The 22,592-nt window shown below is 59.0% G+C and carries 21 protein-coding genes; 11 read left to right on the plus strand and 10 right to left on the minus strand.

Annotated elements, in window-relative coordinates; translation table 11 throughout:
* The first annotated feature begins 109 nt into the window (after window positions 1-109).
* Window positions 110-1,108: a GTP 3',8-cyclase MoaA gene (gene moaA / locus KBY08_RS10625; protein ID WP_058399083.1), complete on the plus strand. Its 999-nt coding sequence runs from the start codon at window positions 110-112 to the stop codon at window positions 1,106-1,108.
* Window positions 1,109-1,147: 39 nt separating this feature from the next.
* Here moaA and KBY08_RS10630 read toward each other — a convergent pair whose 3' ends face one another.
* The 7 genes from KBY08_RS10630 to KBY08_RS10660 form a co-directional block, all read right to left on the minus strand.
* Window positions 1,148-1,681, minus strand: a complete 534-nt coding sequence (locus KBY08_RS10630; protein WP_003407549.1) for a DUF3833 domain-containing protein — start codon at window positions 1,679-1,681, stop codon at window positions 1,148-1,150.
* A 17-nt stretch (window positions 1,682-1,698) separates the two neighbouring features.
* Window positions 1,699-2,217, minus strand: a complete 519-nt coding sequence (locus KBY08_RS10635) for a chalcone isomerase family protein (protein WP_032698425.1) — start codon at window positions 2,215-2,217, stop codon at window positions 1,699-1,701.
* A gap of 204 nt (window positions 2,218-2,421) precedes the next feature.
* Window positions 2,422-2,739: a hypothetical protein gene (locus KBY08_RS10640; protein ID WP_003367294.1), complete on the minus strand. Its 318-nt coding sequence runs from the start codon at window positions 2,737-2,739 to the stop codon at window positions 2,422-2,424.
* Window positions 2,740-3,357: 618 nt separating this feature from the next.
* Window positions 3,358-5,319 carry a methyl-accepting chemotaxis protein gene (locus KBY08_RS10645; protein WP_046722244.1) on the minus strand — a complete coding sequence of 654 codons (1,962 nt, stop codon included), beginning with the start codon at window positions 5,317-5,319 and terminating at the stop codon, window positions 3,358-3,360.
* Window positions 5,320-5,690: 371 nt separating this feature from the next.
* Window positions 5,691-7,409 (minus strand): ubiquinone-dependent pyruvate dehydrogenase, encoded by a 1,719-nt coding sequence (gene poxB / locus KBY08_RS10650; RefSeq protein WP_032653763.1) that lies wholly within the window; start codon window positions 7,407-7,409, stop codon window positions 5,691-5,693.
* A gap of 156 nt (window positions 7,410-7,565) precedes the next feature.
* Window positions 7,566-9,455 (minus strand): penicillin-binding protein 2, encoded by a 1,890-nt coding sequence (gene mrdA / locus KBY08_RS10655; protein WP_011267586.1) that lies wholly within the window; start codon window positions 9,453-9,455, stop codon window positions 7,566-7,568.
* A 138-nt stretch (window positions 9,456-9,593) separates the two neighbouring features.
* Complete coding sequence (locus tag KBY08_RS10660) at window positions 9,594-10,058, minus strand: winged helix-turn-helix transcriptional regulator (RefSeq protein ID WP_111522745.1); 465 nt, start codon at window positions 10,056-10,058, stop codon at window positions 9,594-9,596.
* Window positions 10,059-10,146: 88 nt separating this feature from the next.
* Between KBY08_RS10660 and KBY08_RS10665 the strand changes: the two genes are divergently transcribed.
* The 5 genes from KBY08_RS10665 to KBY08_RS10685 all read left to right on the plus strand — a co-directional run bounded on the left by KBY08_RS10665 (window position 10,147) and on the right by KBY08_RS10685 (window position 12,862).
* Window positions 10,147-11,004 carry an SDR family oxidoreductase gene (locus KBY08_RS10665; RefSeq protein WP_011267584.1) on the plus strand — a complete coding sequence of 286 codons (858 nt, stop codon included), beginning with the start codon at window positions 10,147-10,149 and terminating at the stop codon, window positions 11,002-11,004.
* 97 nt (window positions 11,005-11,101) lie between these two features.
* On the plus strand, window positions 11,102-11,410 hold the full coding sequence (locus KBY08_RS10670; RefSeq protein WP_003407540.1) for an RcnB family protein: 309 nt from the start codon (window positions 11,102-11,104) through the stop codon (window positions 11,408-11,410).
* A 345-nt stretch (window positions 11,411-11,755) separates the two neighbouring features.
* A complete protein-coding gene (locus KBY08_RS10675; protein WP_024660401.1) occupies window positions 11,756-12,244 on the plus strand; it encodes a DUF3828 domain-containing protein in 489 nt (162 codons plus the stop codon).
* A 63-nt stretch (window positions 12,245-12,307) separates the two neighbouring features.
* Window positions 12,308-12,511 carry a hypothetical protein gene (locus KBY08_RS10680; RefSeq protein WP_003367271.1) on the plus strand — a complete coding sequence of 68 codons (204 nt, stop codon included), beginning with the start codon at window positions 12,308-12,310 and terminating at the stop codon, window positions 12,509-12,511.
* A gap of 153 nt (window positions 12,512-12,664) precedes the next feature.
* Complete coding sequence (locus KBY08_RS10685; RefSeq protein WP_003407534.1) at window positions 12,665-12,862, plus strand: hypothetical protein; 198 nt, start codon at window positions 12,665-12,667, stop codon at window positions 12,860-12,862.
* Window positions 12,863-12,868: 6 nt separating this feature from the next.
* Here KBY08_RS10685 and KBY08_RS10690 read toward each other — a convergent pair whose 3' ends face one another.
* Both KBY08_RS10690 and KBY08_RS10695 read right to left on the minus strand, forming a co-directional pair.
* On the minus strand, window positions 12,869-14,320 hold the full coding sequence (locus tag KBY08_RS10690; RefSeq protein ID WP_096135683.1) for an MFS transporter: 1,452 nt from the start codon (window positions 14,318-14,320) through the stop codon (window positions 12,869-12,871).
* A 61-nt stretch (window positions 14,321-14,381) separates the two neighbouring features.
* Window positions 14,382-15,689 carry an Nramp family divalent metal transporter gene (locus KBY08_RS10695; protein WP_177410969.1) on the minus strand — a complete coding sequence of 436 codons (1,308 nt, stop codon included), beginning with the start codon at window positions 15,687-15,689 and terminating at the stop codon, window positions 14,382-14,384.
* Window positions 15,690-16,004: 315 nt separating this feature from the next.
* Between KBY08_RS10695 and KBY08_RS10700 the strand changes: the two genes are divergently transcribed.
* On the plus strand, window positions 16,005-17,423 hold the full coding sequence (locus KBY08_RS10700; RefSeq protein WP_096135681.1) for an MFS transporter: 1,419 nt from the start codon (window positions 16,005-16,007) through the stop codon (window positions 17,421-17,423).
* A gap of 21 nt (window positions 17,424-17,444) precedes the next feature.
* On the opposite strand, the gene KBY08_RS10705 is transcribed toward KBY08_RS10700, so the two are convergent.
* Window positions 17,445-17,669, minus strand: a complete 225-nt coding sequence (locus KBY08_RS10705) for a DUF6555 family protein (protein WP_003407519.1) — start codon at window positions 17,667-17,669, stop codon at window positions 17,445-17,447.
* 428 nt (window positions 17,670-18,097) lie between these two features.
* Here KBY08_RS10705 and KBY08_RS10710 point away from each other — a divergent pair, with 428 nt between their 5' ends.
* From KBY08_RS10710 to KBY08_RS10725, 4 genes are read left to right on the plus strand one after another with little or no spacing between them, the layout of a single operon-like run.
* A complete protein-coding gene (locus tag KBY08_RS10710) occupies window positions 18,098-19,549 on the plus strand; it encodes a UbiA family prenyltransferase (RefSeq protein ID WP_096135680.1) in 1,452 nt (483 codons plus the stop codon).
* Window positions 19,546-20,862: an FAD-binding oxidoreductase gene (locus tag KBY08_RS10715; protein WP_096135679.1), complete on the plus strand. Its 1,317-nt coding sequence runs from the start codon at window positions 19,546-19,548 to the stop codon at window positions 20,860-20,862. Before KBY08_RS10710 ends, KBY08_RS10715 begins: the two co-directional genes overlap by 4 nt.
* A complete protein-coding gene (locus tag KBY08_RS10720) occupies window positions 20,859-21,599 on the plus strand; it encodes an SDR family oxidoreductase (protein WP_011267576.1) in 741 nt (246 codons plus the stop codon). Before KBY08_RS10715 ends, KBY08_RS10720 begins: the two co-directional genes overlap by 4 nt.
* Complete coding sequence (locus tag KBY08_RS10725) at window positions 21,596-22,564, plus strand: lysylphosphatidylglycerol synthase transmembrane domain-containing protein (RefSeq protein ID WP_096135678.1); 969 nt, start codon at window positions 21,596-21,598, stop codon at window positions 22,562-22,564. The genes KBY08_RS10720 and KBY08_RS10725 overlap by 4 nt, the downstream gene beginning before the upstream one ends.
* Window positions 22,565-22,592 lie beyond the last annotated feature (28 nt).

Raw genomic sequence — 22,592 nt, forward strand, 5'->3', positions numbered from 1 at the left:
CAGCCTGCGATCAGGCCTGAAATCGGCACACTGCAATTTGGCTGAACCCTTGTAAAGCACTGGCCTCCAAATCCGGTAATACAGCCCACTTGATTATTTAGAAGGTGAAATGTCAGAACCCGTCCTGATGGACCGCTTTGCACGTAAAGTCGATTATCTGCGCATGTCGGTCACCGACCGCTGTGATTTTCGCTGCGTGTACTGCATGGCCGAAGAGATGACGTTTCTGCCTCGGCAACAGATTCTGTCGCTGGAGGAGATCCTCCAGGTGGCCGAGCGCTTCGTGGCACTGGGCACGCGCAAGATTCGTCTGACCGGTGGTGAGCCGCTGGTACGTGCAGGCGTGGTGGGGCTTTGTGAAAAGATCGCCGCCCTGCCCGGCCTGCGCGAACTGTGCATGACCACCAACGGTTCGCAGCTGGACAAACTGGCTGCCCCGCTGTTCGAGGCCGGCGTCACGCGCCTGAACATCAGCCTGGACAGCCTTGACCCGCAGCGTTTCCGCGAGCTGACCCGCACAGGCGATCTGCACAAGGTAATTGCCGGTATCGATGCCGCCAACGCCGCCGGTTTTGTGCACACCAAGCTCAACTGCGTAGTGATGCACGGCCGCAACGATGATGAGATCAACGACCTGCTGGCGTTCGCCATCGATCGCAACCTGGACGTCTCGTTCATCGAAGAAATGCCGCTGGGCATCATCAGCGAACACAGCCGCGCCGAGTCCTTCTACTCCAGCGATCAGGTGCGCGAACGCATTGCCGAACGTTACACGCTGGTGCCTTCCACTGACTCGACTCAGGGGCCATCGCGCTACTGGCGTCTGGCCGAGGCACCGGAAATTCGCATTGGCTTCATTTCCCCGCACAGCCATAACTTCTGCGGCACCTGCAACCGCGTGCGCATGACCGTTGAAGGTCGCTTGCTGCTGTGCCTGGGCAACGAGCATTCCGTGGATTTGAAAGCGGTACTGCGCGCCAATCCCGGCCAGCCGGAAAAACTCGAAAAAGCCATCATCGACGCCATGCAGCTCAAGCCGTGGAGCCACAACTTCACCCACGACGATGGCGTGCAGGTGGTGCGCTTCATGAATATGACGGGCGGCTGACCGCCGCCCTGAAGGATGACGCCTCATACGAGGCGTTATTTATTTGCCGGCCTTGCGAAAGAACAAAGTGATCTGCCCGACCTCGACACCCAGCTTGGTCATCGACGAACGATTGGCCATGGTCTTCTCGTCGATCAGGTACATCCAGTCATCCAGGCTCACGTCATACTCGGTGCCATCCACCGGCAACCTGAGCACATAGTTCCAGTGGAAGCTGTTGCCCGACACTTCGCCATAGGCCTCGCCGACCACATCACCAGCCGTGCCCTTCCAGCGCCCCGGACCATCGGGACGCAAGCGCCACTCCCGGACCTGTTTGGTACCATCGCTGTAGCTGAACGCTTCGTGCATGACCAGCACTTCGCCTTCACTGTGCCCGTCGATCACCACGGTAAAACGCTTGGTGACTTCACCGGAGCGTTTTTGAAACATTCCCCAGGCTTCGACACGTCCGGTGAAGTACTGGCGCAGATCGAGCTTCGGCGCTTCCTGACTGTAACGGGTTACCGGCACACCACCGCAGCCGCTCAGTACAAGCCCCACACACAGCATCAACATCCACTTTCTCAGCATGCGCCCTCCTTGATGGGTCATGAGCCGGTACTGCCGAGCAACTGCTCGCGAAGTTCAGGGTTACGGGTTTTCGGGTCAAGCCAGATGGAAAAGAAAGCCTTGGCGAACTGGCTGTCGGGCACCACATGCTGGAGCTTGTCGCCAACATAAAAACGCGCTTCGCGGCCAGGCAGGTAGACGCCGGTAATCTTCATGCCGGGCTGGACGTCGACAAATGACTGGTTCATCTGCTGACGCCATTCAGTCAGTTGCTGTTCGGTCACCTTCGAGCCGGAAATACGTTTGATCTCATCGATACTGGCATCGACCAGATCTTCCCGGTCAATGTCGCGATGGTAAGTCAGTTCAAGTGCCAGTGGCGCGTCTGCCACGAAAGGTTTGACCGGGCTGAGCAACCTGGCGGTATAGACACGAAAGCCGAACAGACTAAGGTCTCCGCCGCCGACGACCTGAGCATTGGGCAATGCCTCGCGCCAGTCCGCCGAAGCCCCGGCGCTGAGCAACATCACCAACCATAACCATCGTGGCGCACGCATCGGTAACCTCTGTATAGGCACTGCCACGACTTCAATGGCAGGCTGGGAATGAGACGAGTCAGATGCACTGACTCACTCCCGGAATCTATACCAGCAAAATCACTTTGTACAACCGATAAGGTCTTCGCCCTCTCGATGCCGAAAACCAAAAAGCCTGTTCCCGATCGCGGTCGGAAACAGGCTTCAAGACATGCGATGACCTGATCAGGCAACCTGCGAATGCGCCTGCCGACGAGTCTTCTGCCACTCACCTTTCAACGCCTGCAGCGTATTCTCCATGTAGGCACGATCGGCAGCGGCTTTCTTGCCGACATAACCCTGGCCACGACGGAACATCTTCAGGGATGCGCGCAGTTGCGGGTGCGCATCACGAAACTCGTGCTCTTGCGTGAACGGCGACATGGCGTCGACGCGCACTTCACCCGACTCGGCAACCCAGGCGATATGGTTATCCAGCGTGTCTTTGCACGCAGCAAACAGACGAGCCAGTTCATCAATAGTCGGTTGTGTGTTGATATTCATGTTGATGCCCCTTCGCTCATAGACTGTTCAATAATTGATACATCAAGTTCATGCGCCAGAACTTCAGCAACGCAACACGATTGAGTGTGCGTTGAATACCGTTCCAGCCCTCAAGGACATGCAGGTAGCCTTGATGAAGAGCCGCTACACAGCGGCATCAGCGTAGAGAGAAGAAGTCACGAAACCCAAAGACCCGGCCCAGGATCGGCAATCGATCCGTTACAAGCATCATGAGGACATTTCGCCAGCTTCTCGCCCTTATCGACGACAAATGCCAGTTCAGCTCCATCAATCTGCCTTGTGGGCAGCCTACATCCGGGAACATCTCGACGGCTTGCCGAGCCTGTTCATCACACCTTTTGCAGTGCTCCCGATCAGGGAGACAGCTGCATAATGCAAGGGCAAATGGAGTGCGTCAACGATTATGTAGTGATTATTTTTAGTCACTACATAATCGTAAGCGGGACGTGGGGTTACGTGAAAAGATGACTGAAGGGTCATGGCTGACGGACTATCGATGGTGATCAGAGACCGCGGCACGACAGTATCCGCAGACCAACAAAAAGGCCTGAAAACTTTCGCTTCCAGGCCTTTTCACAACACACAAACAGCTTGCTGTCAGCTCACCTTGAAGCGACCGACCAGCCCCTGCTGGTGCTCCGCCAGACGCGCGAGTTCGCGACTGGTGACGGCAGTCTGCTCGGCACCGGCACTGACCTGGATGACCAGCGAGTTGATGTCGTCGACGTTACGGTGGATCTCCTCGGCCACCAGGCTTTGTTCTTCAGCGGCCGAAGCGACCTGGATGTTGCGGTCGCTGATGGTCGCGATGCCTTCGGCGATTTCTTCCAGCAGTTCGCCAGCGCGCACGACGTTGCTGGCACCCTCCTGCGCCTTGCCCAGGGTTTCCTGCATCGACGCGGCAGCGCGTTCCGAGCCGGACTGCAGGTTGGCGATCATTTTCTGGATGCTGACGGTAGAGTCCTGAGTCTTCTTGGCCAGATTGCGTACTTCGTCGGCCACCACCGCGAAACCACGCCCCTGCTCGCCGGCACGTGCAGCCTCGATGGCTGCATTGAGCGCCAGCAGGTTGGTCTGGTCGGCGACGCCACGGATGACATCAAGCACCGAGGAGATCGAGTTGCTCTCGCCCTTGAGCTCGTCAATGATCCGAGAAGTCTCTTCAGCCTGCACCGAGAGCTCCTGTATCAGGCCGATGGTGTTGTCGATTTCGGTCTTGCCCTGCACGGTGCTGCTGTTGACGCGCTGCGACATCTCGGCCGCGTCGGTGGTGCTGCGTGCTACATCCTTGACCGTGGCGCTCATCTCGCTGATGGCAGTGGCGACCTGATCAGTGCCCTGGCGTTGTTGCGCCACGTTCTGATTGGTTTGCAACGCCACTGCGGAAGACTGTTCGGCAGCGGTGGCAACCTGCGCCGTGGCGCTGCCGATTTCGCTGATAACCTCACTGATCTGATGCGCCATGTTGTCAAGATTGCGTGAGATCTCGCCAAACTCATCCTTGCCGATATAGCGGGTCCGCGCGGTCAGGTCGCGAGTGGAAAGTGCCATCAGCGTGCGGTTCACATCGACAACCGCAACCTTGATGTTGCGGATGATCACCGACGCCAGCCACAGCACCACGATCAGCATCAGGACAACGATGGCAACCGCCACGTACAGGCTGCTTTGAGCGGAGCTGCGCGCATCCGTTGCCAGGCCGACGACGTTCTGGCCAAGCTCTGCTTCTACATTGGCCATCATGTCGATACGTGCGGTGGAAAGGTTGAACCAGTCTTCCGGCTTGACGTTGAGCGGATCACCCATCGGGGTATCGAAGCCCAGACGTTGCAAGCGGGCCACTTCCAGCGAGCCCGGCTGCTGCATGACATCATTGAGTTTGGTCTTGAATACTTCAGGGGACCAGCGTTGAAAGGCTTCGAGGTAGCCGGAGAACTCTCCGAGGTTACGACTGAAGCGCGACAACAGTGGCGCATCAAAGCGGTTCTGGTTGAATGCCTGAACGAGCAGTACGCGCTCGCGACCGGCACGCTCCTTCATATCCACGAACTGGTTGAGCGAACTCAGGCCACGCAGTATTTCCGGATCTTCGATACTCGCTTCCAGCGAATAGGAGAACCCGACGAGTGTTTTGATAACGTCGGTGAACCGCGTAGAGGACTCGGTGTTGTTGATCCCCAGCGTATCGATCTTGAGGCGCAGCGCGGTCAGGTCATCCAGTGCGCGGTAGACTTTGTCGGGGCTGGGAATACCGTCGGTCGACTGGGTGCGCATCTCGCTTATCGCCTTGTCGGTTTCCTGACGAAAGGCCTTCAGCTTATCCTGCATGGACTTGCCGCCGCTGCCCAGAAACACGCCGCTGGCGCCGCGCTCACGCTGAATGGTGGTGACCACGTTACTCAGTTTCTGTGCAACCGCGGTGGCTGTCACCGCGCGCCTCATATCACCGAGATTTTCGCTTTTGTCAGCAACGAACAGACCTGCGAAGGCCAGGAAGCCCAATAGGGGGAATATTAAAATAAGCAGCAGTTTCATACTCAAAGGAGCATTTCTAAGCATTGCAGACCTCATGACATGCAGACTTTTCTATAAAGAATATCCAGGGCGTAACGTTCTGTAGCGTCGACGTTTTTTTGTCGCCAGGGACTGTTCGGTAATCAGCCTGCCGTAGCCGGTCTTGCTCCCGTATCACTGTCTCGGCTGTCTGCCGGGAAGCTTTACCCACTATTTGAATTTGTTAGTTCAAATAGCGAACTCAATAAGCACAGGGTGAGGGAAGTTTGGATCCACAAAGAAATGACCGCCTTGGGCAGTCATCGCGAGAAAAGAAATATAGAGACACCGACATTGTCACCTGTAACAGCGGTGACAATCTCAGTGGATAGAAGTTGCAACTTTTTTCTATTCAACCGATACGTTTTTATAATGTATTAACGCAGGTTGGTTTTCGCTAGCTCCAGCACTTCACTGCCGCGTCCGCTCATGATCGCGCGCATCATGTACAGGCTGAAGCCCTTGGCCTGTGCCAGCTTGATTTTCGGTGGAATGCCCAGCTCCTGCTTGGCGGTGACAACGTCGATCAGCACTGGACCGGGATGATCGAACGCCTTGCGCAAGGCGGCGGGCAGCTCTTCGGCGTTCTCGACACGCAGGCCCAGAATACCTGCGCCCAGGGCAATCCCGGCGAAGTTGGTTTCATGCAGATCAGTGCCGTGCGGCACGTAGCCGCTGGCTTTCATTTCCATGTCGACAAAGCCCAGCGAGCTGTTGTTGAACACCACCATCTTGATAGGCAGGTTCAGCTGACGAATGCTTAGCAGGTCGCCCAGCAACATCGACAGGCCGCCGTCGCCACACAGGGCGATGACCTGACGATCCGGGTGTTCAGCCTTGGCCCCCAGAGCTTGCGGCAAGGCATTGGCCATCGAGCCGTGGTTGAACGAGCCGAGCAGACTGCGCTTGCCGTTCATGTGCAGGTAGCGCGCCGCCCACAGCGTCGGCGTACCGACGTCGACGGTAAAGATCGCATCGGCATCCGCCTGCTCGTCGACCAGTCGAGTGAGGTACTGCGGGTGAATCGGCGCGCCATCCGGCGTCGGAGTGGCCAGCTCGTCCAGTTCTTCCCGGGCCTTGGCGTAATGCTTGAGGGCCTTGTCGAGGAAACGGCGATCGGTATGCGGCTTCAGTTTTGGCTGAAGCGCTTCAAGGGTTTCCCGCACCCCACCAACCAGACCCAGCGCCACCGGCGTACGGCGACCGATCTGAGTCGGATCGAGGTCTATCTGGATGATATCGGCTTTTTCAGGGTAGAAATTCCGGTACGGAAAGCTGCTGCCCAGAATCACCAGTGTGTCGCAGGACAGCATGGCATGGTAGCCGGAGCTGAAACCGATCAGGCCGGTCATGCCGACGTCGAACGGGTTGTCGTACTCAACGTGCTGCTTGCCGCGCAATGCGTGAACGATCGGCGCGCCCAGCGTATCCGCCAATGCCAGAAGCTGCTCGTGGGCCCCCTCGCAACCCGCACCGCACAGCAGCGTGACGGCTTTGGAAGCGTTGAGCATGTCGGCCATCGACTGCAGGTCGTTTTCGGCCGGCACGACCTTGGGCGCTGTGGCTTCGATCCATTTTGCCGCGACATCCGGCGCATCGCTGAGCGCCACGTCGCCCGGCAAGACAATCACCGCCACGCCTTTCTGGCTGATCGCGGCACGCATGGCGCGCTCCAGCACACGCGGGAACTGCTCGGGGTTGCTAACCAGCTCGACGAAGTGGCTGCACTCCTTGAACAGCTCCTGCGGGTGGGTTTCCTGAAAGTAATCCAGACCGATTTCCGAGGACGGAATGTGCGCAGCAATTGCCAGTACCGGCACTCGATTGCGGTGGCAGTCATACAGGCCGTTGATCAGGTGCAGGTTGCCCGGCCCGCAGCTGCCGGCGCAGACCGCCAGCTTGCCGCTGGACGCGGCCTGGGCACCGGCAGCAAAGGCTGCGACTTCTTCATGACGGGTGTGCATCCAGCGAATCGAATCGGTGCGTTCCAGGCTGTCGGTCAGGCCGTTGAGGCTGTCACCGGACACCCCCCAGATGTGCGAAACACCTGCCGCTGCGAGGGTTTGCGCGAGATGGTCGGCAATGGTCTTGGACATGCGGGGTTCCTTGTCGAGGCAATGATAATGAATTCGGTAAAACGCGCGCAGCGCTCTGCCACGCCTGTTGTGGTCGACCCGATGCATTCTCGACAGTTCAGAAAACCTGAGCCCTGTTCAGGGCTCGGTCACTCGGCCAGCGCTTTAAAAGGCTGATCAGGCGTGCGGGTTGCCCGGTGCCTTGGCGGGTGTGGCGTACTCCGGTTTGAGCTTGCCTTCGCTGTCCAGCAGCCAGGCATCGAGAATCTCCCGCACCACCGGGCCCGCTACCCGGCCACCCGCCTCGCCGTTCTCGATGGTCACCGACACGACAATCTTGGGATGGTCGGCTGGCGCAAAGCCCACGAACAAGGCGTTGTCACGGTTACGCTCCAGAGTCTTCAGACGGTTGTAGCGCTCGCCCTGCTTGATAGCCACCACCTGCGCCGTACCGCTTTTGCCGGCGATGCGGTACTGAGCGCCCTTGGCGGCATCCCGCGCAATGCCGCGCGGGTCGTGCATAACCATCTGCATGCCGGTATTGACCTGATTCCATTCGTTGGGATCGTGCAGCACGATATTTGGCATCGGATGCTCGTCAACGGGCGCCGTATCACCGACTTCCATCGCCAGGTGCGGTCGATGCCAGACACCCTTGCTGGCAATCAGTGACGTGGCCTGGGCCAGTTGCAACGGCGTGACCTGCATGTAGCCCTGGCCGATGCCGAGAATCACCGTTTCGCCAGGGAACCATGCCTGGCGACGCGTGGCCCGCTTCCATTCGCGGGACGGCATCAGCCCTGCAGACTCCTCGAACATGTCCAGCGACACCTTCTGGCCGATGCCGAACATGGTCATGTAGTCGTGCAGGCGGTCGATGCCGAGCTTGTGCGCCACGGTGTAGAAATAAGTGTCATTGGAACGCATGATCGCGGTGTCCATGTCCACCCAGCCGTCGCCACTGTGGTTCCAGTTGCGGTATTTGTGGTCGAAGTCCGGCAACTGGAAATAGCCGGGGTCGAAGACCTTTGTCGAGGCCGTCACCACGCCGCTGTCGAGACCGGCAATCGCCACTTCCGGCTTGACCGTCGAGCCCGGCGCATACAGGCCACGCAGCACACGGTTGAACAGTGGCCGATCAATGGAATCACGCAGCGCCGCGTATTGTTTGAAGCTGATGCCGGTGACGAACAGATTGGGGTCAAAGCTGGGTTTGCTGACCATCGCCAGCACGTCGCCGGTTTCCGGGTCCAGTGCGACCACCGAACCACGTCGATCACCCAGCGCGTTTTCCGCCGCAGCCTGCAAGTGCGCGTCCAGCGTGAGAGTGATGTTCTTGCCAGGCACCGGGTCAGTGTGTTTCAGCACGCGCAGCACGCGGCCCTGGGCGTTGGTTTCGACCTCTTCATAGCCTACGTGGCCGTGCAGCTCGGATTCGTAGAAGCGCTCGACACCGGTCTTGCCGATCGACTGCGTGCCGCGATATTCATTGTCAAGATGGGCCGCTTCCTTTTCGTTGATACGCCCGACGTAGCCGATCGAATGAGCGAAATGGGCGCCCAACGGATAATGGCGAACGAACTGCGCCGCCACGTCCACGCCCGGCAGCAGGTACTGATTGACCGCCAGAATGGCGATCTGCTCTTCGGTAAGTTCATAGAGCAATGTTGCCGGCTCGAACGGGTGACGAACCTGCTTAAGCTCCTTGTCGAACAGAATCCGGTCTTCATCGGGCAATTCCAGCAGGGTCATCAGCTCATCGATCACCTTGTGCCAGTCGCCAGCGCGTTCGCGGGTCAGGGTCAGGTTGAAGCTGGGACGATTGTCGGCAAGCACTTCGCCATTGCGGTCAAAGATCAAACCGCGCTCGGGCGGGATCGGCAGTACGTGAACACGGTTGTTTTCGGAAATGGTCGAGTGATAGTCGAACTCGGTAACCTGCAGGAAATACATGCGTGCGACCAGGCAGGCAGCCAGCAGGCCGACCAGCACTGCGCAGGCAATCAGACGCTGATTGACCAGCCGCGTCTCTTTTTCGTGGTCTTTCAGGGGAATGGGATTGGGCATTTCTACAGCTTCTCGGTGAAGGGCAAACGGCGCAACTGAACGTGTATATAAAGATTTCGGCGCGCACCATACCAAGAAGCGGCGGATTGCAGGCGATCAAGCCGACAATCGCAGGATGAAAATTCTGTCAGAAAAGGTTCATTCGGGCGTGGCCTGCAGTGTGTTCGACGCCTCGCGGGCCTGCATGATGCGCGGCAGATTGGTCTCGATCCAGGTAACGAGGGTTTCAACCTGCAAGGCGACCTCTTCGCCCATCGGGGTGAGCCGATATTGCACATGCGGTGGCACCACGGGCAACGACTTGCGACTGACAAAACCGTCATGCTCCAGATGCTGGAGCGTCTGCGCGAGCATTTTCTCGCTCACCCCGCCAATCTTGCGGCGTACTTCACTGAAGCGATGCATGCCGCTCCGCAACACCACCAGCACCAACACGCCCCAACGGCTGCAGACGTGATTGAGCACCACCCGCGAAGGGCAGTCAGTGGCCAGCACCTGGCCCTGACGAACCAGCGCCAATAGCGTCTCGACCGCTTCAGACTGGAGGCCTTGCGGCGTAACGCTTGATCGCGGGGCACTTGATTGCGAAGCGGATTCGCTCATGACACTTACCTTTTTGTACGTACTTACTAAAGGTAAGCATCATGACTATGCTGGCGCTTCCTTTCAACCTGATTCAAGGAATCATTCCATGATCGTTGTCACCGGTGCCACAGGCCAGCTTGGCCGCCTCGTCATTGAACAGTTGCTCAGCCGCGTACCTGCTTCGCAAATCATTGCCGCCGTGCGCAGTCCGGAAAAGGCCGCCGATCTGTCCAGGCAGGGCATTCAGGTTCGTCAGGCCGACTATTCACAGCCTGCGACACTGGACAGCGCATTTGCCGGCGCCGACAAGGTGCTGCTGATTTCGTCCAGCGAAGTGGGCCAGCGTTTGCCGCAGCACAAGGCGGTAATCGATGCAGCCAAACGTGCCGGGGTCCAGCTGCTGGCCTACACCAGTGTTCTGCATGCCGACACCTCGGCGCTGAGCCTGGCCAAAGAGCACCGCGAAACCGAAGATTACCTGCGCGCCAGTGGCCTGCCCTTCGCCTTGCTGCGCAATGGCTGGTACACCGAGAACTACACGGCGGGCATTCCCGGCGCGCTGGCGCATGGCGCGGTCATGGGCAGTGCCGATGAGGGCCGTATCAGCTCTGCTTCACGTCTGGATTACGCCGAAGCGGCCGCTGTGCTGCTGACTTCGGAAACGACACAAGCCGGTAAAGTCTATGAACTGGCAGGCGATGAGTCCTACACGCTGTCCGAATTTGCGGCGCAGTTGTCTACGCAGAGCGGCAAGTCCCTGCCTTACGTCAACCTGCCACAGGCCGAATTCGAGGCCGCGCTTATCCAGGCAGGCCTGCCGGACTTCGTGGCCCAGTTGCTGGCCGATTCCGATGCCGCTGCTGCCAAGGGCGCCCTGTTCGATGACAGTCGCCAGTTGAGCGCGCTGATCGGCCGCCCGACCACCCCGCTCTCGGCAACCATCGCCGAGACACTGAAAGGCTGAGCACAGCAAACCCGATCGAATGATTTGCAACAGTGAGGGTCCGAGTTATTACGAGGCATTAAGCCATCGCCTTATACCAAAGACCGGGAGTCTTCACATGAATAGCAAATCATTGATCGCCTGCATGACCTTGCTCGGCTGCTTTTCCGCCGTCACCCTGCCCGTTCACGCAGCAGAGACGGCGGAACCGAAAGTCAGCGAATCCAAGGACAATGTCCATGAGCTGGAAGTAGGCTCCCGCGTTCCGGAAAAATATCGCCGCAGCGATCTGGAAGTGAAGGACTGGAAAAGCAAAGGCCTGAAAGAGCCTGCGAAAGAAAGCGAATGGGTAAAAATCAACGACAAATACGTGCGTTTCCAGAAGGTTAATGGGCAAATGATGGAAATCGTGCCAATCAAGAAGTAAGGCTAAGCCTTCTTCGCCGACGCTCTGCGTGAGCATGCCCCATGCGCCGCAGAGCGCCATGCAGGGCATGTCCGGCGCAGAGCTCGTCTCGATGGTTCCTCCCGCGCAAACGCGGTCGTGGAAATGAGCAGACTCATGAAAAACCCCTTGAACACGATCGGAAATGACCGGATCAAGGTAGTGACGGCCGCGAACCGCGTATTGAATGAAATGACCCTCAATCCGGTTTAGTCTGCCCGACCCTCTGACGCATGACCGAAACCATTGCTTTTTTGTCCGCATGCCTTACAAATGCAGTGTTGTCAGCTTGTAACCTCACTGCCACCTTCTCTGCGAGCCCGCTCCATGTCCAGAACCGTCGCCATTGCCTTCGCCTGCCTGCTTTCAACCACTGCCCATGCGGCCTGCCCGGCTGCGACCCCGGTCGACACGGCGGGCTGGATCTATGAGAAGCACCAGGATTTCTATCTGAACGGCAAAGGTAGCGCTGATTATTTGTCAAAACCTCTGCTGAGCCTGCTCAAAAAGGACTGGGCGTGCCAGAACGGCGATCAATGCGCCGTGAGTGCCAACCCGTGGACCGACGCGCAGGACGGTGATGTGCAAAAGCCAGTTGACTGGAAGCTGGTGTCCAACTCGGACAAGCAGGCCGTGGTCGAAATGACCTATAACCTGGGTTACAAGGACGCCCCGCAGCAGCCGGTCACCCGCCAGACAACACGCCTGCTGCTGGCCAAAAATGCCAACAGTTGCTGGGTGCTGGAGAATGTTCAGGGGCCACAGGGCGTTGCATTGATGCAGAGCCTGGAGGAATTTCCCTACGAAGGTGATTGATCGGCCTTGAAACAATCCGCCATTCTCGGTATCACAGGCACTTGAATTTCACGAGCGAGCACCATGAATACCTTTGAGCAATCGATTATTGAGGCTGCGCAGGCCGCCACGCCCAATAACACCGATGCCGAACGCGAAGCTGCCAGAGTTGCCGCCACGCAGGCGGTGGCCGAAATCATGTCCACCCGCAGTGGGCTGGACCGCACCCTGGCACTGGCCGAGTTGCTGGACTCCTACTCGGAACACGATGATCAGGAAGACGATTAGGCTGCTCGGCACGGTGCGAAAACTGATTGGCTTGTTTATTTACCTGCGGCATTAAAGAAAGATGACCTTGCCGCCGACAACCCGACCGGGTGGATTGATAATAGTCACCCATTCATTTAGTGCGCTCGGATGCGACCTATAAGGGCACCATCCGTGCAGATCGAACAGTTGCAAGACATGCAGGCTTACATCAGGCGTACTGCCGACGACCTGGAACTTGTTTCGGCCAACCTGGCAGGACATCTCCTGTACCTCGAGCGAACTTCCCGGGCACACGAAGCGCAAGAGGTCAGTGAGCGAATCATCGGCCTGCGGGCGTCCGTGGACAGCCTGCGCGGCATATTCCGCTAAAGGCCCCTATCGGTCCCCGGCCTGCGACAACGGTCTGGCCACATCTTCCAGAGATTTGCGCTCGGCAGCCGTGCCCCATATCGATTGCACAACCGCCGCCAGCAGCATCAGCCCTGCTCCGATCAGATAGCCGATCAGCACATTGCTGCGCTCGCCGGTTTCAATCAGCTCGCCGAACAGCGTCGGGCCAATCATCCCGCCCAGCCCGGTACCGAATGCGTAAAACACCGCAATCGCCAGGGCACGAATTTCCAGTGGAAAGGTTTCGGCGACGGTCAGGTAGGCCGAGCTGGCCGCTGCCGATGCAAAGAAGAAAATCACCATCCAGGCGATGGCCTGCTGCGTGACGTCCAGCACGCCTTGCTGGAACATGTAGCCGCTGATCGCCAGCAGCACGCCCGACACGCCATAGGTGAGGCTGATCATCACCCGTCGACCGACCACGTCAAACAGTCTGCCCAGCAGCAGCGGACCGCAGAAATTGCCCAGCGCCAGTGGCAGCACGTACCAGCCGACGCGCTCGGCCGGCACATCATAGAAGTCGGTCAGCACCAGTGCGTAAGTGAAAAAAATCGCATTGTAGAAAAACGCCTGGGCGGTGAGCAGCGTCAGGCCTACCAGAGAACGCTGACGGAACGTCACCAGCAACGTTCTGGCGACCTCGCCCAGCGGCGTGTGGTCACGGGCATGCAGGCGCAGGGGTTTTCCCGACACTGCGGGCAGTACGTGGCCCTGACGCTGCAAGTCTGCTTCTATCTGCTCGACGATCTGCCTGGCCTGTTCAGCCTGGCCGTGTATCAACAGCCAGCGCGGGCTCTCTGGCAGCCACAGTCGCATCAGCAGAACCAGCAGACCCAATACCGCACCGATCCCGAAACACAGGCGCCAGCCCAGCTCGGCGCCAACCCACAGCGGGTCGAGCAAGACAATCGAGCCAATCGCACCGAGCGCAGCGCCCAACCAGAACGTGCCATTGATAGTCAGGTCGACCCACCCACGGTAGCGGGCCGGGGTAAATTCCTGAATGGTCGAATTGATTGCCGTGTATTCGCCGCCGATGCCCATGCCGGTCAGGAAGCGGAACAGCATGAAGCTCCACACACTGAAAGAAAACGCCGTGGCGGCCGTTGCGCCGACATACAGCAGCAAGGTGATGAAGAACAGCTTGCGACGCCCGAGACGGTCCGCCAGCCAGCCAAAGAACAACGCGCCCAGCACGGCACCGGCAATATAGGCGGCACCCGCCAGGCCAATGTCGCTGTTGCTGAGATTGAGCGCCGGGCTGGCTTTCAAGGCCCCGGCGACGGAGCCTGCGAGGGTGACTTCCAGACCGTCCAGCAGCCAGGTGATCCCCAGCGCAACCACCAGCAAGGTGTGGAACCGTCCCCAGGGCAGGCGGTCCAGACGCGCGGGCAAATCGGTTTCGAAGACGGTGCCTTTGTCGCTCGATGTGCTCATGTCCGGCTACCTGACGGCTGACATTGGTGTCAGGTGTGAGAGTCGCGGCAGCCGATCAAGTTCAGCTGATCCAGAACCACAGTAACGTCAGATTGGCCGCCGAGATCAGTCCGAATAGCCCCCAGGCCGCCGTTTTAACCAGACGGCTGTTGACGAACGGCCCCATCAGTTGTGGGTCACTGGTGAAACGAATCAACGGCCAGAGCGCAAAAGGCAGTTGCAGGCTCAACACCACCTGACTGAGCACCAGCATCTGCCCCACCGAGCTGTCACCCAGCCAGATCACGCCAATCAGCGCCGGAATCAATGCCAGTGCGCGGGTGATCAAGCGCCGTTGCCAGCACGGGATCTTTGCCTGCAGAAAACCTTCGAGCACCACTTGCCCGGCAATGGTGCCGGTGAAGGTCGAGCTCTGCCCCGCCGCCAGCAAGGCAATACCGAACAGCACGCTGGCGATCGCACCACCCACCAGCGGATCAAGCAGGTGATAGGCGTCCTGAATCTCGACCACCTCGGTATGCCCGGTCTTGTGAAACGCTGCAGCAGCGAGGATCAGAATCGCCGCATTGATCAGCAGCGCCAGGCTCAGCGAACCGATGGTGTCCAGCCGCGCGTAGCGAATGGCGCTGGCCTTGCTGGCCTGGTCCGAACCGTTGACCCGCGTCTGCACCACAGACGAATGCAGATAAAGGTTATGCGGCATGACGGTGGCGCCCAGAATGCCGATGGCGATGTACAGCGGCTCCTGGCTGCTCAACACATCCCAGCTCGGCTTCAGACCCGCGACGACATCCGGCCAGAATGGCTTGATCAGAAACAACTCGACGGCAAAGCAACTGGCGATGGTTGCAATCAGCCCCAGCACGATGGCTTCCAGACGACGAAAATTGGCGCCCTGCAAGGCCAGCACAATCAGCGTATCGAAAGCGGTCAGCGCCACACCGGTGGTGATGGAAACGCCGAGCAACAGATGAAACGCCAGCGCAGCGCCCAGCACTTCCGCCAGATCGGTGGCAATGATCGACAGTTCTGCCAGCAACCACTGGCCCTTGGCGACCTTGCGGCTGTAGCGTGCGGAGGACAGTTGCGCCAGATCACGGCCGGTCGCGATGCCCAGCCGCGAACAAAGGTTCTGCAAGACCATGCCCGAGAGGCTGGCCAGGACCACCACGAACAGCAGCGAATAGCCGAAGCGCGACCCGGCCTCGATGGCGGTCGCCCAGTTACCAGGATCCATATAGCCGATGGAAACCAGCAGGCCAGGCCCGACAAACAGCGTCATCTTGCGCAGCAAGGACGCGTTCGGCGGAATGGCCACACTGTCCGTGGTCGCCGAAGGGCAGAAAGGAGCGGTGGCAGTAGTGGGCAGTTTGTACGTCACGGGAACCCGGCATGCAGATAGTTAAGGCCCAATCCTAAAGTTTTGCGACACATGTTGATACATCGTTGATGGCTTCATGCCTGCTGTTTTTCGCGTACCTCCCTGCCTGACACGGTCACCGCTGCACCGTCCTCATGTTCACTTAATTCCAGCGACCTAATGGATCCGATATAAAAAGTCAAAAAAATGACCCAGTAAACAATTTTTCATCTTTTATACCCCGATAACTGCATTAAAAGACCAATGATTACAAATTGTAAGGAGTAGTATTCAGGCCTTAACAAGAACTCAGGATGGCCATCCATGACCTCATTACCTCATACCGAGGCAACCGCGAACGAGCCGTTGCGGGCAGCGTACATCTCGGCGCGTATTGACCGACTGCCTGCGGTCGCGACCATCTGGCGACTGGTCGCCCTGCTGTCCATCGCCGGCTTTTTCGAGCTCTACGACCTGTTCCAGACCGCCTACATCAGTCCCGGCCTGATTCGCGACGGGATCTTCGCCACCGGCAGTCAGGGTCTGTTCGGCTTTTCCGATCAGGCAGCCTTTGCCTCGGCAACTTTTCTGGGACTGTTTTTCGGAGCCAGCCTCGTCAGCCCGATTGCCGATCGTTACGGACGCCGCGCGATCTTCACCTTCGCGCTGATCTGGTACACCGTTGCCACCGTGATCATGGGCCTGCAGACCTCTGCGCTGGGCGTGATAGGCATGCGCTTCGTCGTGGGTATCGGCCTGGGGGTCGAGTTGGTCACCATCGACACCTACCTGTCGGAACTGGTGCCCAAGCGCATACGCAGTTCGGCGTTCGCCTTTGCCTTCTTCATTCAGTTTCTGTCAGTGCCCAGCGTCGCGCTGATGTCATGGTGGCTGGTGCCCCAGGACCCTTTCGGTTTTTCCGGCTGGCGCTGGGTAGTGATCAGCAGTGCAGTCTTCGCCCTGTTCGTCTGGTGGCTGCGCTCGGCGCTGCCGGAATCGCCGCGCTGGCTGGCACAGAAGGGACGCTTCGATGAAGCCGAGCGCATCATGGACGGCATTGAAGCACGCTGTATCAGAGACCACGGCAAGCCCTTGGATGAGCCTGAACCGGAAAACGTAGCGCTGTCAGGCAACGGTCGATTTGCCGACATGTGGCAGCCACCCTATCGTCGCCGCGCCTTGATGCTGATCGTGTTTCACGTTTTTCAGGCCATCGGTTTCTTTGGCTTCGGCAACTGGCTGCCTGCCCTGCTTTCTGGTCAGGGCCTGAGCGTCACCCATAGCCTGGCGTATGCGTTCGTGATCACGCTGGCTTATCCGCTGGGGCCGTTGCTGTTCGTGAAATTTGCCAACCGCTTCGAGAACAAATGGCAAATCGTCGGCTCCGCATTGGGCGCCATGATTTTTGGCAGCCTGTTCGCCTTTCAGAGCAGCGCGGCAGGACTGATTTTCTGCGGGATCATGATCACGTTCTGCAACGCATGGCTGAGCTTCAGCTACCACTCGTATCAGGGTGAGCTGTTCCCGACCAACATCCGCGCTCGCGCAGTGGGCTTCTGTTACTCGTTCAGCCGACTGTCAACGGTGTTCAGCAGCCTGCTGATCGGGATATTTCTCGACCACTTCGGCACGCCGGGCGTACTGGCCTTCATCGTCGGCAGCATGTTGATCGTGATCGTCACCATCGGCCGGTTCGGGCCGCGCACACGCAATCTTGCGCTGGAGCAGATCGCTCACCGCTGACGAGTGCAGAGCTGAGTGGGCTCAGGCCTGAGCCCACTCAACGTTGGTGACACCGAAGTGCTCGGCGTACGGTTTCGACACCCGCGCGACCTTCTCCAAACGGTATTTCGGTATGCGTGCGAGACCTGCGTCGACACTTGCACAGTGCCATGCTTCAGCGTTATCCATATTCTCGGTTCGTATATAAAAACTCTTGAACGAACCATTTAGCAGATAATCAATGCGGTAATGCTTTGGAAGTGCCATTGAAAGTCTGATCCTTTTTCAGCAGTGGCTTGAAGTATAGGTGACTGTATTCGTGGCAAAGAAATTCATTATTTTTTTGATGTCTGCGACCAATGAACACCTCAAGCGCAGTCCGCGCGGGGCCGGGATCTGCAACGGGTCACGCGGAGTCGCTGATACCGATCGGCAAAGAATCGCCGGAAGCGCAAGGCCTCGGCCAGATCGCGATGGGTGGCGCGGCACTCGCCAGCCATTACCGTTGCCACCGCCAGATTCCGGTCTTTGATCGAATAACGGATCAATAGCCGTCGTGTGGCGAATAGTGTCAAACAGCTGATTTTTCTGACGCCATCGGCACGGCTGAATTATCGATAGCGTTTAACTTTATTGAAGTGGCGAATGTCCGTTTTCGTTCCATAGTGCGCTCACGTTCACAGGAGCAACTATTCATGCCCGGTATTCAAGGAAGAATTCTTGAGGTTCATACACCGCTGGTTGTCGACCTCGACGGAACATTGCTGCGATCCGACATGCTGTTTGAAACCGCCGTGGCGTTTATCCGTGGTCATCCGTTAAAGCTGTTCAGTCTTTTCGCCTGGCTGCTGCAGGGCAAGGCGTCTCTCAAGCAAGGCCTGGCGCTGGGTACCGACATTGACGTTGCGTTACTGCCGTTCAACGCTGACGTCATTGATTACATTCAGACCGAGCGGCAGACCGGTAGAAGCGTGATTCTGGCCACCGCCTCGCACGAAACCCTCGCCAACCGGATCGCGGCACATCTGCAACTGTTCGATCAGGTGTGGGCCTCGGACGGTAGAACCAACCTTTCCGCGCATCGTAAACGCGATTTGCTGGTTAGCCACTATGGTGAGCAGGGCTTCGATTACATCGGCAACTCCCGGGACGATCTGTGCATCTGGGGTGTCTCACGCAAGGCCATCGTCGCCAGCCCGCTTGCCGGTGTGGAGCGCAAGGCGCGGGCACAAGGCAATGTCGAGCAGGTTATCCAATCGGTAACGTCCGGGACCAGCGCCTGGCGCAAAGCGCTGCGCCTGCACCAATGGCTGAAGAACGCGCTGATTTTTGTGCCCCTGCTGGCTGCCCATCAGGTCCAGAGCACGCAGTTGCTGCTCGACGGTTTGCTGGCCTTTCTGTGTTTCGGGCTGTGCGCATCCAGTGTATACCTGCTCAACGACCTCCTTGACCTGGCAGACGACCGCCACCACAGAAGCAAGCGCGAGCGCCCGTTCGCCAGTGGTGCGCTGTCGATAAAATCCGGCCTGCTGGTCATACTGCTGTTGCTCGCCGCAGCCTTCTCCGCTGCGGCAACAGGATTGCCGTGGCAGTTTTCGGCGGTGCTGGCAGCCTATTACCTGCTGACGCTGGTTTATTCGCTTTACCTCAAGCGCCACATGGCCGTCGACGTCATCGTTCTGGCGATGCTCTATACCACGCGCATCCTGGCCGGTGCGGCAGCGTTTCAATTGCCACTGACGTTCTGGATTCTGGCGTTTTCGATGTTTCTGTTTCTCAGCCTGGCGCTGGTCAAGCGCTATGCCGAACTGCGCGAGGCACGACTGCGCGCTGTAACAGGCAAGACGGCTGGCCGTGGTTACTACCCGGGCGATCTGGACATGATCGCCTCGTTGGGGGCCTCGTCAGGCAATCTGGCAGTGATGGTGCTGGCGCTTTACATCCATGAAGGTGCGACGGTGGCCTTGTATCAGCACCCGCACGTTATCTGGCTGGCCTGCCCATTGCTGTTGTTCTGGATCACCCGGATCTGGATGCTCACCCATCGCGGCGAAATGAACGAGGACCCGGTGGTTTTCGCGATTCGCGACCGGATCAGCCAGGGGATCGGCTTGCTGTTCCTGCTGGTGTTCTGGGTCGCAGCATGAGCGGGCCTCTCTATTCCTGGGGTCGCTACCCGCAGGTTGCCCAGCAGGGTCACGAATGTGACTCGATAAAACGCTTGCCCGCGCACATCTCGCAAACCGTTGCACACCATCACACCAGCCTGCCCTTCGGCAACGGCCGCAGCTACGGCGACAGCTGTCTGGCCAGCAGCGCTCACGTACTGGACATGCGCGGGCTGGATCGCTTCATTGCTGCCGACTGGCAGCGCGGCGTGGTGCAACTGGAAGCGGGCATGACACTGTCGCAACTGCTCGCGGCAGCGATCCCGCACGGCTGGTTTCTACCGGTCACGCCTGGCACACAGTACGTGACGATAGGCGGCGCGCTGGCCAATGATGTACACGGCAAGAACCATCATCGGCGCGGCACCTTTGGCTGTCATGTCATGCGCTTCGAGCTGATCCGTCATGACCAGCCGCCCATGGTCTGCTCGGCCGTGGACAATCCGCAGTTTTTCGCCGCCAGCATTGGCGGCCTCGGTCTGACCGGTGTTATCAGTTGGGTCGAGCTGCAACTGATGCCGATCCGCAGCAGCCAGATCGACAGTACGGCAGTGCGCTTCGCCAATCTGGCGGAGTTCTTTACGCTGTCGCACGAGCTGGATGCGCAGCATGAATACAGCGTGGCCTGGATCGACTGCCTGGCCCGTGGTGCGCATAGCGGCCGCGGGGTCTACATGGTCGGTGACCACGCCCGTTACGGGTCACTGTCGGTTGAGGCGCGCAATCGCCTGAACGTGCCGTTCACGCCTCCGGTGTCGCTGATCAACAGCCTGTCCTTGCGTGCGTTCAATTCGCTGTACTGGCACGCGCACTCAGACCTGCCGAGGCCCCGTCGCAGCGCCTGCGAGGCGTTCTTCTACCCGCTGGATCGAGTGCTGCACTGGAACCGTCTTTATGGTCGCAAGGGGTTTCAGCAATACCAGTGCGTGATTCCCGAGCACTGCGCACCCCAGGCCATGCAGCTGCTGCTCGATGCCATCGCAGCCTCGGGACAGGGGTCATTCCTCGCAGTGCTCAAGCGCTGCGGTGACATCGTCTCGCCCGGGCTGCTGTCTTTTCCGATGCAGGGCACCTCGCTGGCACTGGACTTTGCGCAAACGCGCGATCTGGCCGAGTCACTGTTCCCGCGTCTGGATGCCATTGTCCGTGACGCGGGTGGACGACTGTACCCGGCCAAGGATGCACACATGAGCGGCAGCGACTTCCGTCAGGCCTATCCGGCGTGGGAACAACTGGAAGCCCTGCGCGACCCCTCTTTGATGTCCCGCTTCTGGAAACGAGTGATGTCATGAAAAAGATTCTGATCATTGGCGCTACATCAACCATTGCCCATGCCTGCGCCCGACGCTGGGCCACGCAAGGCTGTGATTTTTTCCTGGTGGCGCGTAATACGGACAAGCTCGTGAGCAATGCCGCCGACCTCAGGGCTCGCGGTGCCGGACACGTAGACACCTATCAAATGGACGTCACGCACTTCTCGGAGCACCCGGCGATGCTGGCTGATTGTCTGGCTGTACTGCAGCAGATCGATGTCGTGCTTCTGGCTCACGGCACCTTGCCCGATCAGAAGGCCTGCGAGCAGAACGCAGGGCTGGCCGTGCAGGAATTCATCACCAATGGCGCATCGGTGATTGCCTTGCTGACCGTGTTGGCCAGGCAGTTCGAGGTTCAGCGTTGCGGCACACTGGCGGTGATTTCCTCGGTCGCGGGCGATCGCGGACGCCCTTCCAATTATCTGTACGGCTCGGCCAAGGCTGCCGTCTCGACGTTCTGCGACGGGTTACAGGCGCGGATGTTCAAGCTGGGCGTACACGTAGTGACCATAAAACCAGGCTTTGTCGACACGCCCATGACCCGGGGTCTGCCACTGCCGGCCTGGCTTGTGGCGCAACCGGAAGACGTTGCTGAACGCATCGTCAATGGCATCGCACGCCAATCAACAAGCCTTTACGCGCCGGGCTTCTGGGCATGGATCATGTGGGTGATTCGCTCGATCCCGCAGCCGTTGTTCAAAAGGCTCAACCTGTGAGCGGCTTGCTGTTGCTGTCCGGATGGCGCTATCGGGCAGTGCTTCTGTCGATCGTCGTCTCGGCCATGGGGTATCTGGGTTTCTCGCTGTGGGGCGGCTGGCAGGCGGTCAGCGCAGCCACGGGCAAGGTCGGGCTGCTCGGCATCGGCGTGGCGTTGTTGATGTCTGCAATCAACTACGCGCTGCGCTTCGTCCGCTGGCAACTCTACCTTTCAGTGTTGGGGCATTCGTTGGCCTGGCGAAAAAGCCTGCGGATCTATCTGGCTGGCTTCGCCCTGACCACGACTCCCGGCAAGGCCGGTGAAGCGCTGCGTGGGGTATTGCTCAGGCCGTTGGGCGTGCCATACCCGCAAAGCTTTGCCGCGTTTGTCAGCGAGCGTCTTTCCGATCTGCTGGCCATCGTACTGCTCACGCTGTTCGGCCTGTCGTGGTATCCGCAGGCGCAGCCGGTGATCCTGCTCGGCCTGGCACTGGTTCTGACGGGTTCGCTGGCGCTGTCTCGCCGTCACTTGCTGGAGCGTTTACAGGCTTCACTGCCCACAAAAAACACGCGCGTCAGCAGCCTGTGGCAGCAGCTGTTCAACGTGCTGCTTGCGGCTCGCCAGTGCCTGCATGGCAACGTGCTACTGACCGCCAGCCTGCTCAGTCTGCTGGCCTGGAGCGCCGAGGCACTGGCGTTTTACTGGATGCTTGGCTGGATGGGCGCACAGATCCCGCTGACCTTTGCCGTATTCACCTACGCACTGGCGATGCTAGCGGGAGCGTTGAGCTTCATGCCGGGCGGCCTGGGCAGCGCCGAAGCGGTGATGGTCGGGCTGCTGATGTTCAAGGGCATGCCGGGGGCGGATGCGGTTGCTGCCACAGTGCTGATACGTCTGGCGACCCTGTGGTTTGCGGTGGCCATCGGCGCCGTGATGCTCTCGCGCTTTACCGGCGCGAAACCCGTACCGAATCCTCAGTCTTGAGGCCATAACACAGACGCTCGACATTTTT

The organism is Pseudomonas sp. P135 (assembly GCF_020312125.1).
In the GTDB taxonomy this organism is placed as follows: domain Bacteria; phylum Pseudomonadota; class Gammaproteobacteria; order Pseudomonadales; family Pseudomonadaceae; genus Aquipseudomonas; species Aquipseudomonas fragariae.

Excerpts from the sequence above, each read along its gene's own strand:
- moaA (WP_058399083.1), top strand. The coding sequence starts at position 110 with ATGTCAGAACCCGTCCTGATGGACCGCTTTGCACGTAAAGTCGATTAT.
- KBY08_RS10630 (WP_003407549.1), bottom strand. The coding sequence starts at position 1,681 with ATGCTGAGAAAGTGGATGTTGATGCTGTGTGTGGGGCTTGTACTGAGC.
- KBY08_RS10635 (WP_032698425.1), bottom strand. The coding sequence starts at position 2,217 with ATGCGTGCGCCACGATGGTTATGGTTGGTGATGTTGCTCAGCGCCGGG.
- KBY08_RS10640 (WP_003367294.1), bottom strand. The coding sequence starts at position 2,739 with ATGAATATCAACACACAACCGACTATTGATGAACTGGCTCGTCTGTTT.
- KBY08_RS10645 (WP_046722244.1), bottom strand. The coding sequence starts at position 5,319 with ATGCTTAGAAATGCTCCTTTGAGTATGAAACTGCTGCTTATTTTAATA.
- poxB (WP_032653763.1), bottom strand. The coding sequence starts at position 7,409 with ATGTCCAAGACCATTGCCGACCATCTCGCGCAAACCCTCGCAGCGGCA.
- mrdA (WP_011267586.1), bottom strand. The coding sequence starts at position 9,455 with ATGCCCAATCCCATTCCCCTGAAAGACCACGAAAAAGAGACGCGGCTG.
- KBY08_RS10660 (WP_111522745.1), bottom strand. The coding sequence starts at position 10,058 with ATGAGCGAATCCGCTTCGCAATCAAGTGCCCCGCGATCAAGCGTTACG.
- KBY08_RS10665 (WP_011267584.1), top strand. The coding sequence starts at position 10,147 with ATGATCGTTGTCACCGGTGCCACAGGCCAGCTTGGCCGCCTCGTCATT.
- KBY08_RS10670 (WP_003407540.1), top strand. The coding sequence starts at position 11,102 with ATGAATAGCAAATCATTGATCGCCTGCATGACCTTGCTCGGCTGCTTT.
- KBY08_RS10675 (WP_024660401.1), top strand. The coding sequence starts at position 11,756 with ATGTCCAGAACCGTCGCCATTGCCTTCGCCTGCCTGCTTTCAACCACT.
- KBY08_RS10680 (WP_003367271.1), top strand. The coding sequence starts at position 12,308 with ATGAATACCTTTGAGCAATCGATTATTGAGGCTGCGCAGGCCGCCACG.
- KBY08_RS10690 (WP_096135683.1), bottom strand. The coding sequence starts at position 14,320 with ATGAGCACATCGAGCGACAAAGGCACCGTCTTCGAAACCGATTTGCCC.
- KBY08_RS10700 (WP_096135681.1), top strand. The coding sequence starts at position 16,005 with ATGACCTCATTACCTCATACCGAGGCAACCGCGAACGAGCCGTTGCGG.
- KBY08_RS10705 (WP_003407519.1), bottom strand. The coding sequence starts at position 17,669 with ATGGCACTTCCAAAGCATTACCGCATTGATTATCTGCTAAATGGTTCG.
- KBY08_RS10710 (WP_096135680.1), top strand. The coding sequence starts at position 18,098 with ATGCCCGGTATTCAAGGAAGAATTCTTGAGGTTCATACACCGCTGGTT.
- KBY08_RS10715 (WP_096135679.1), top strand. The coding sequence starts at position 19,546 with ATGAGCGGGCCTCTCTATTCCTGGGGTCGCTACCCGCAGGTTGCCCAG.
- KBY08_RS10720 (WP_011267576.1), top strand. The coding sequence starts at position 20,859 with ATGAAAAAGATTCTGATCATTGGCGCTACATCAACCATTGCCCATGCC.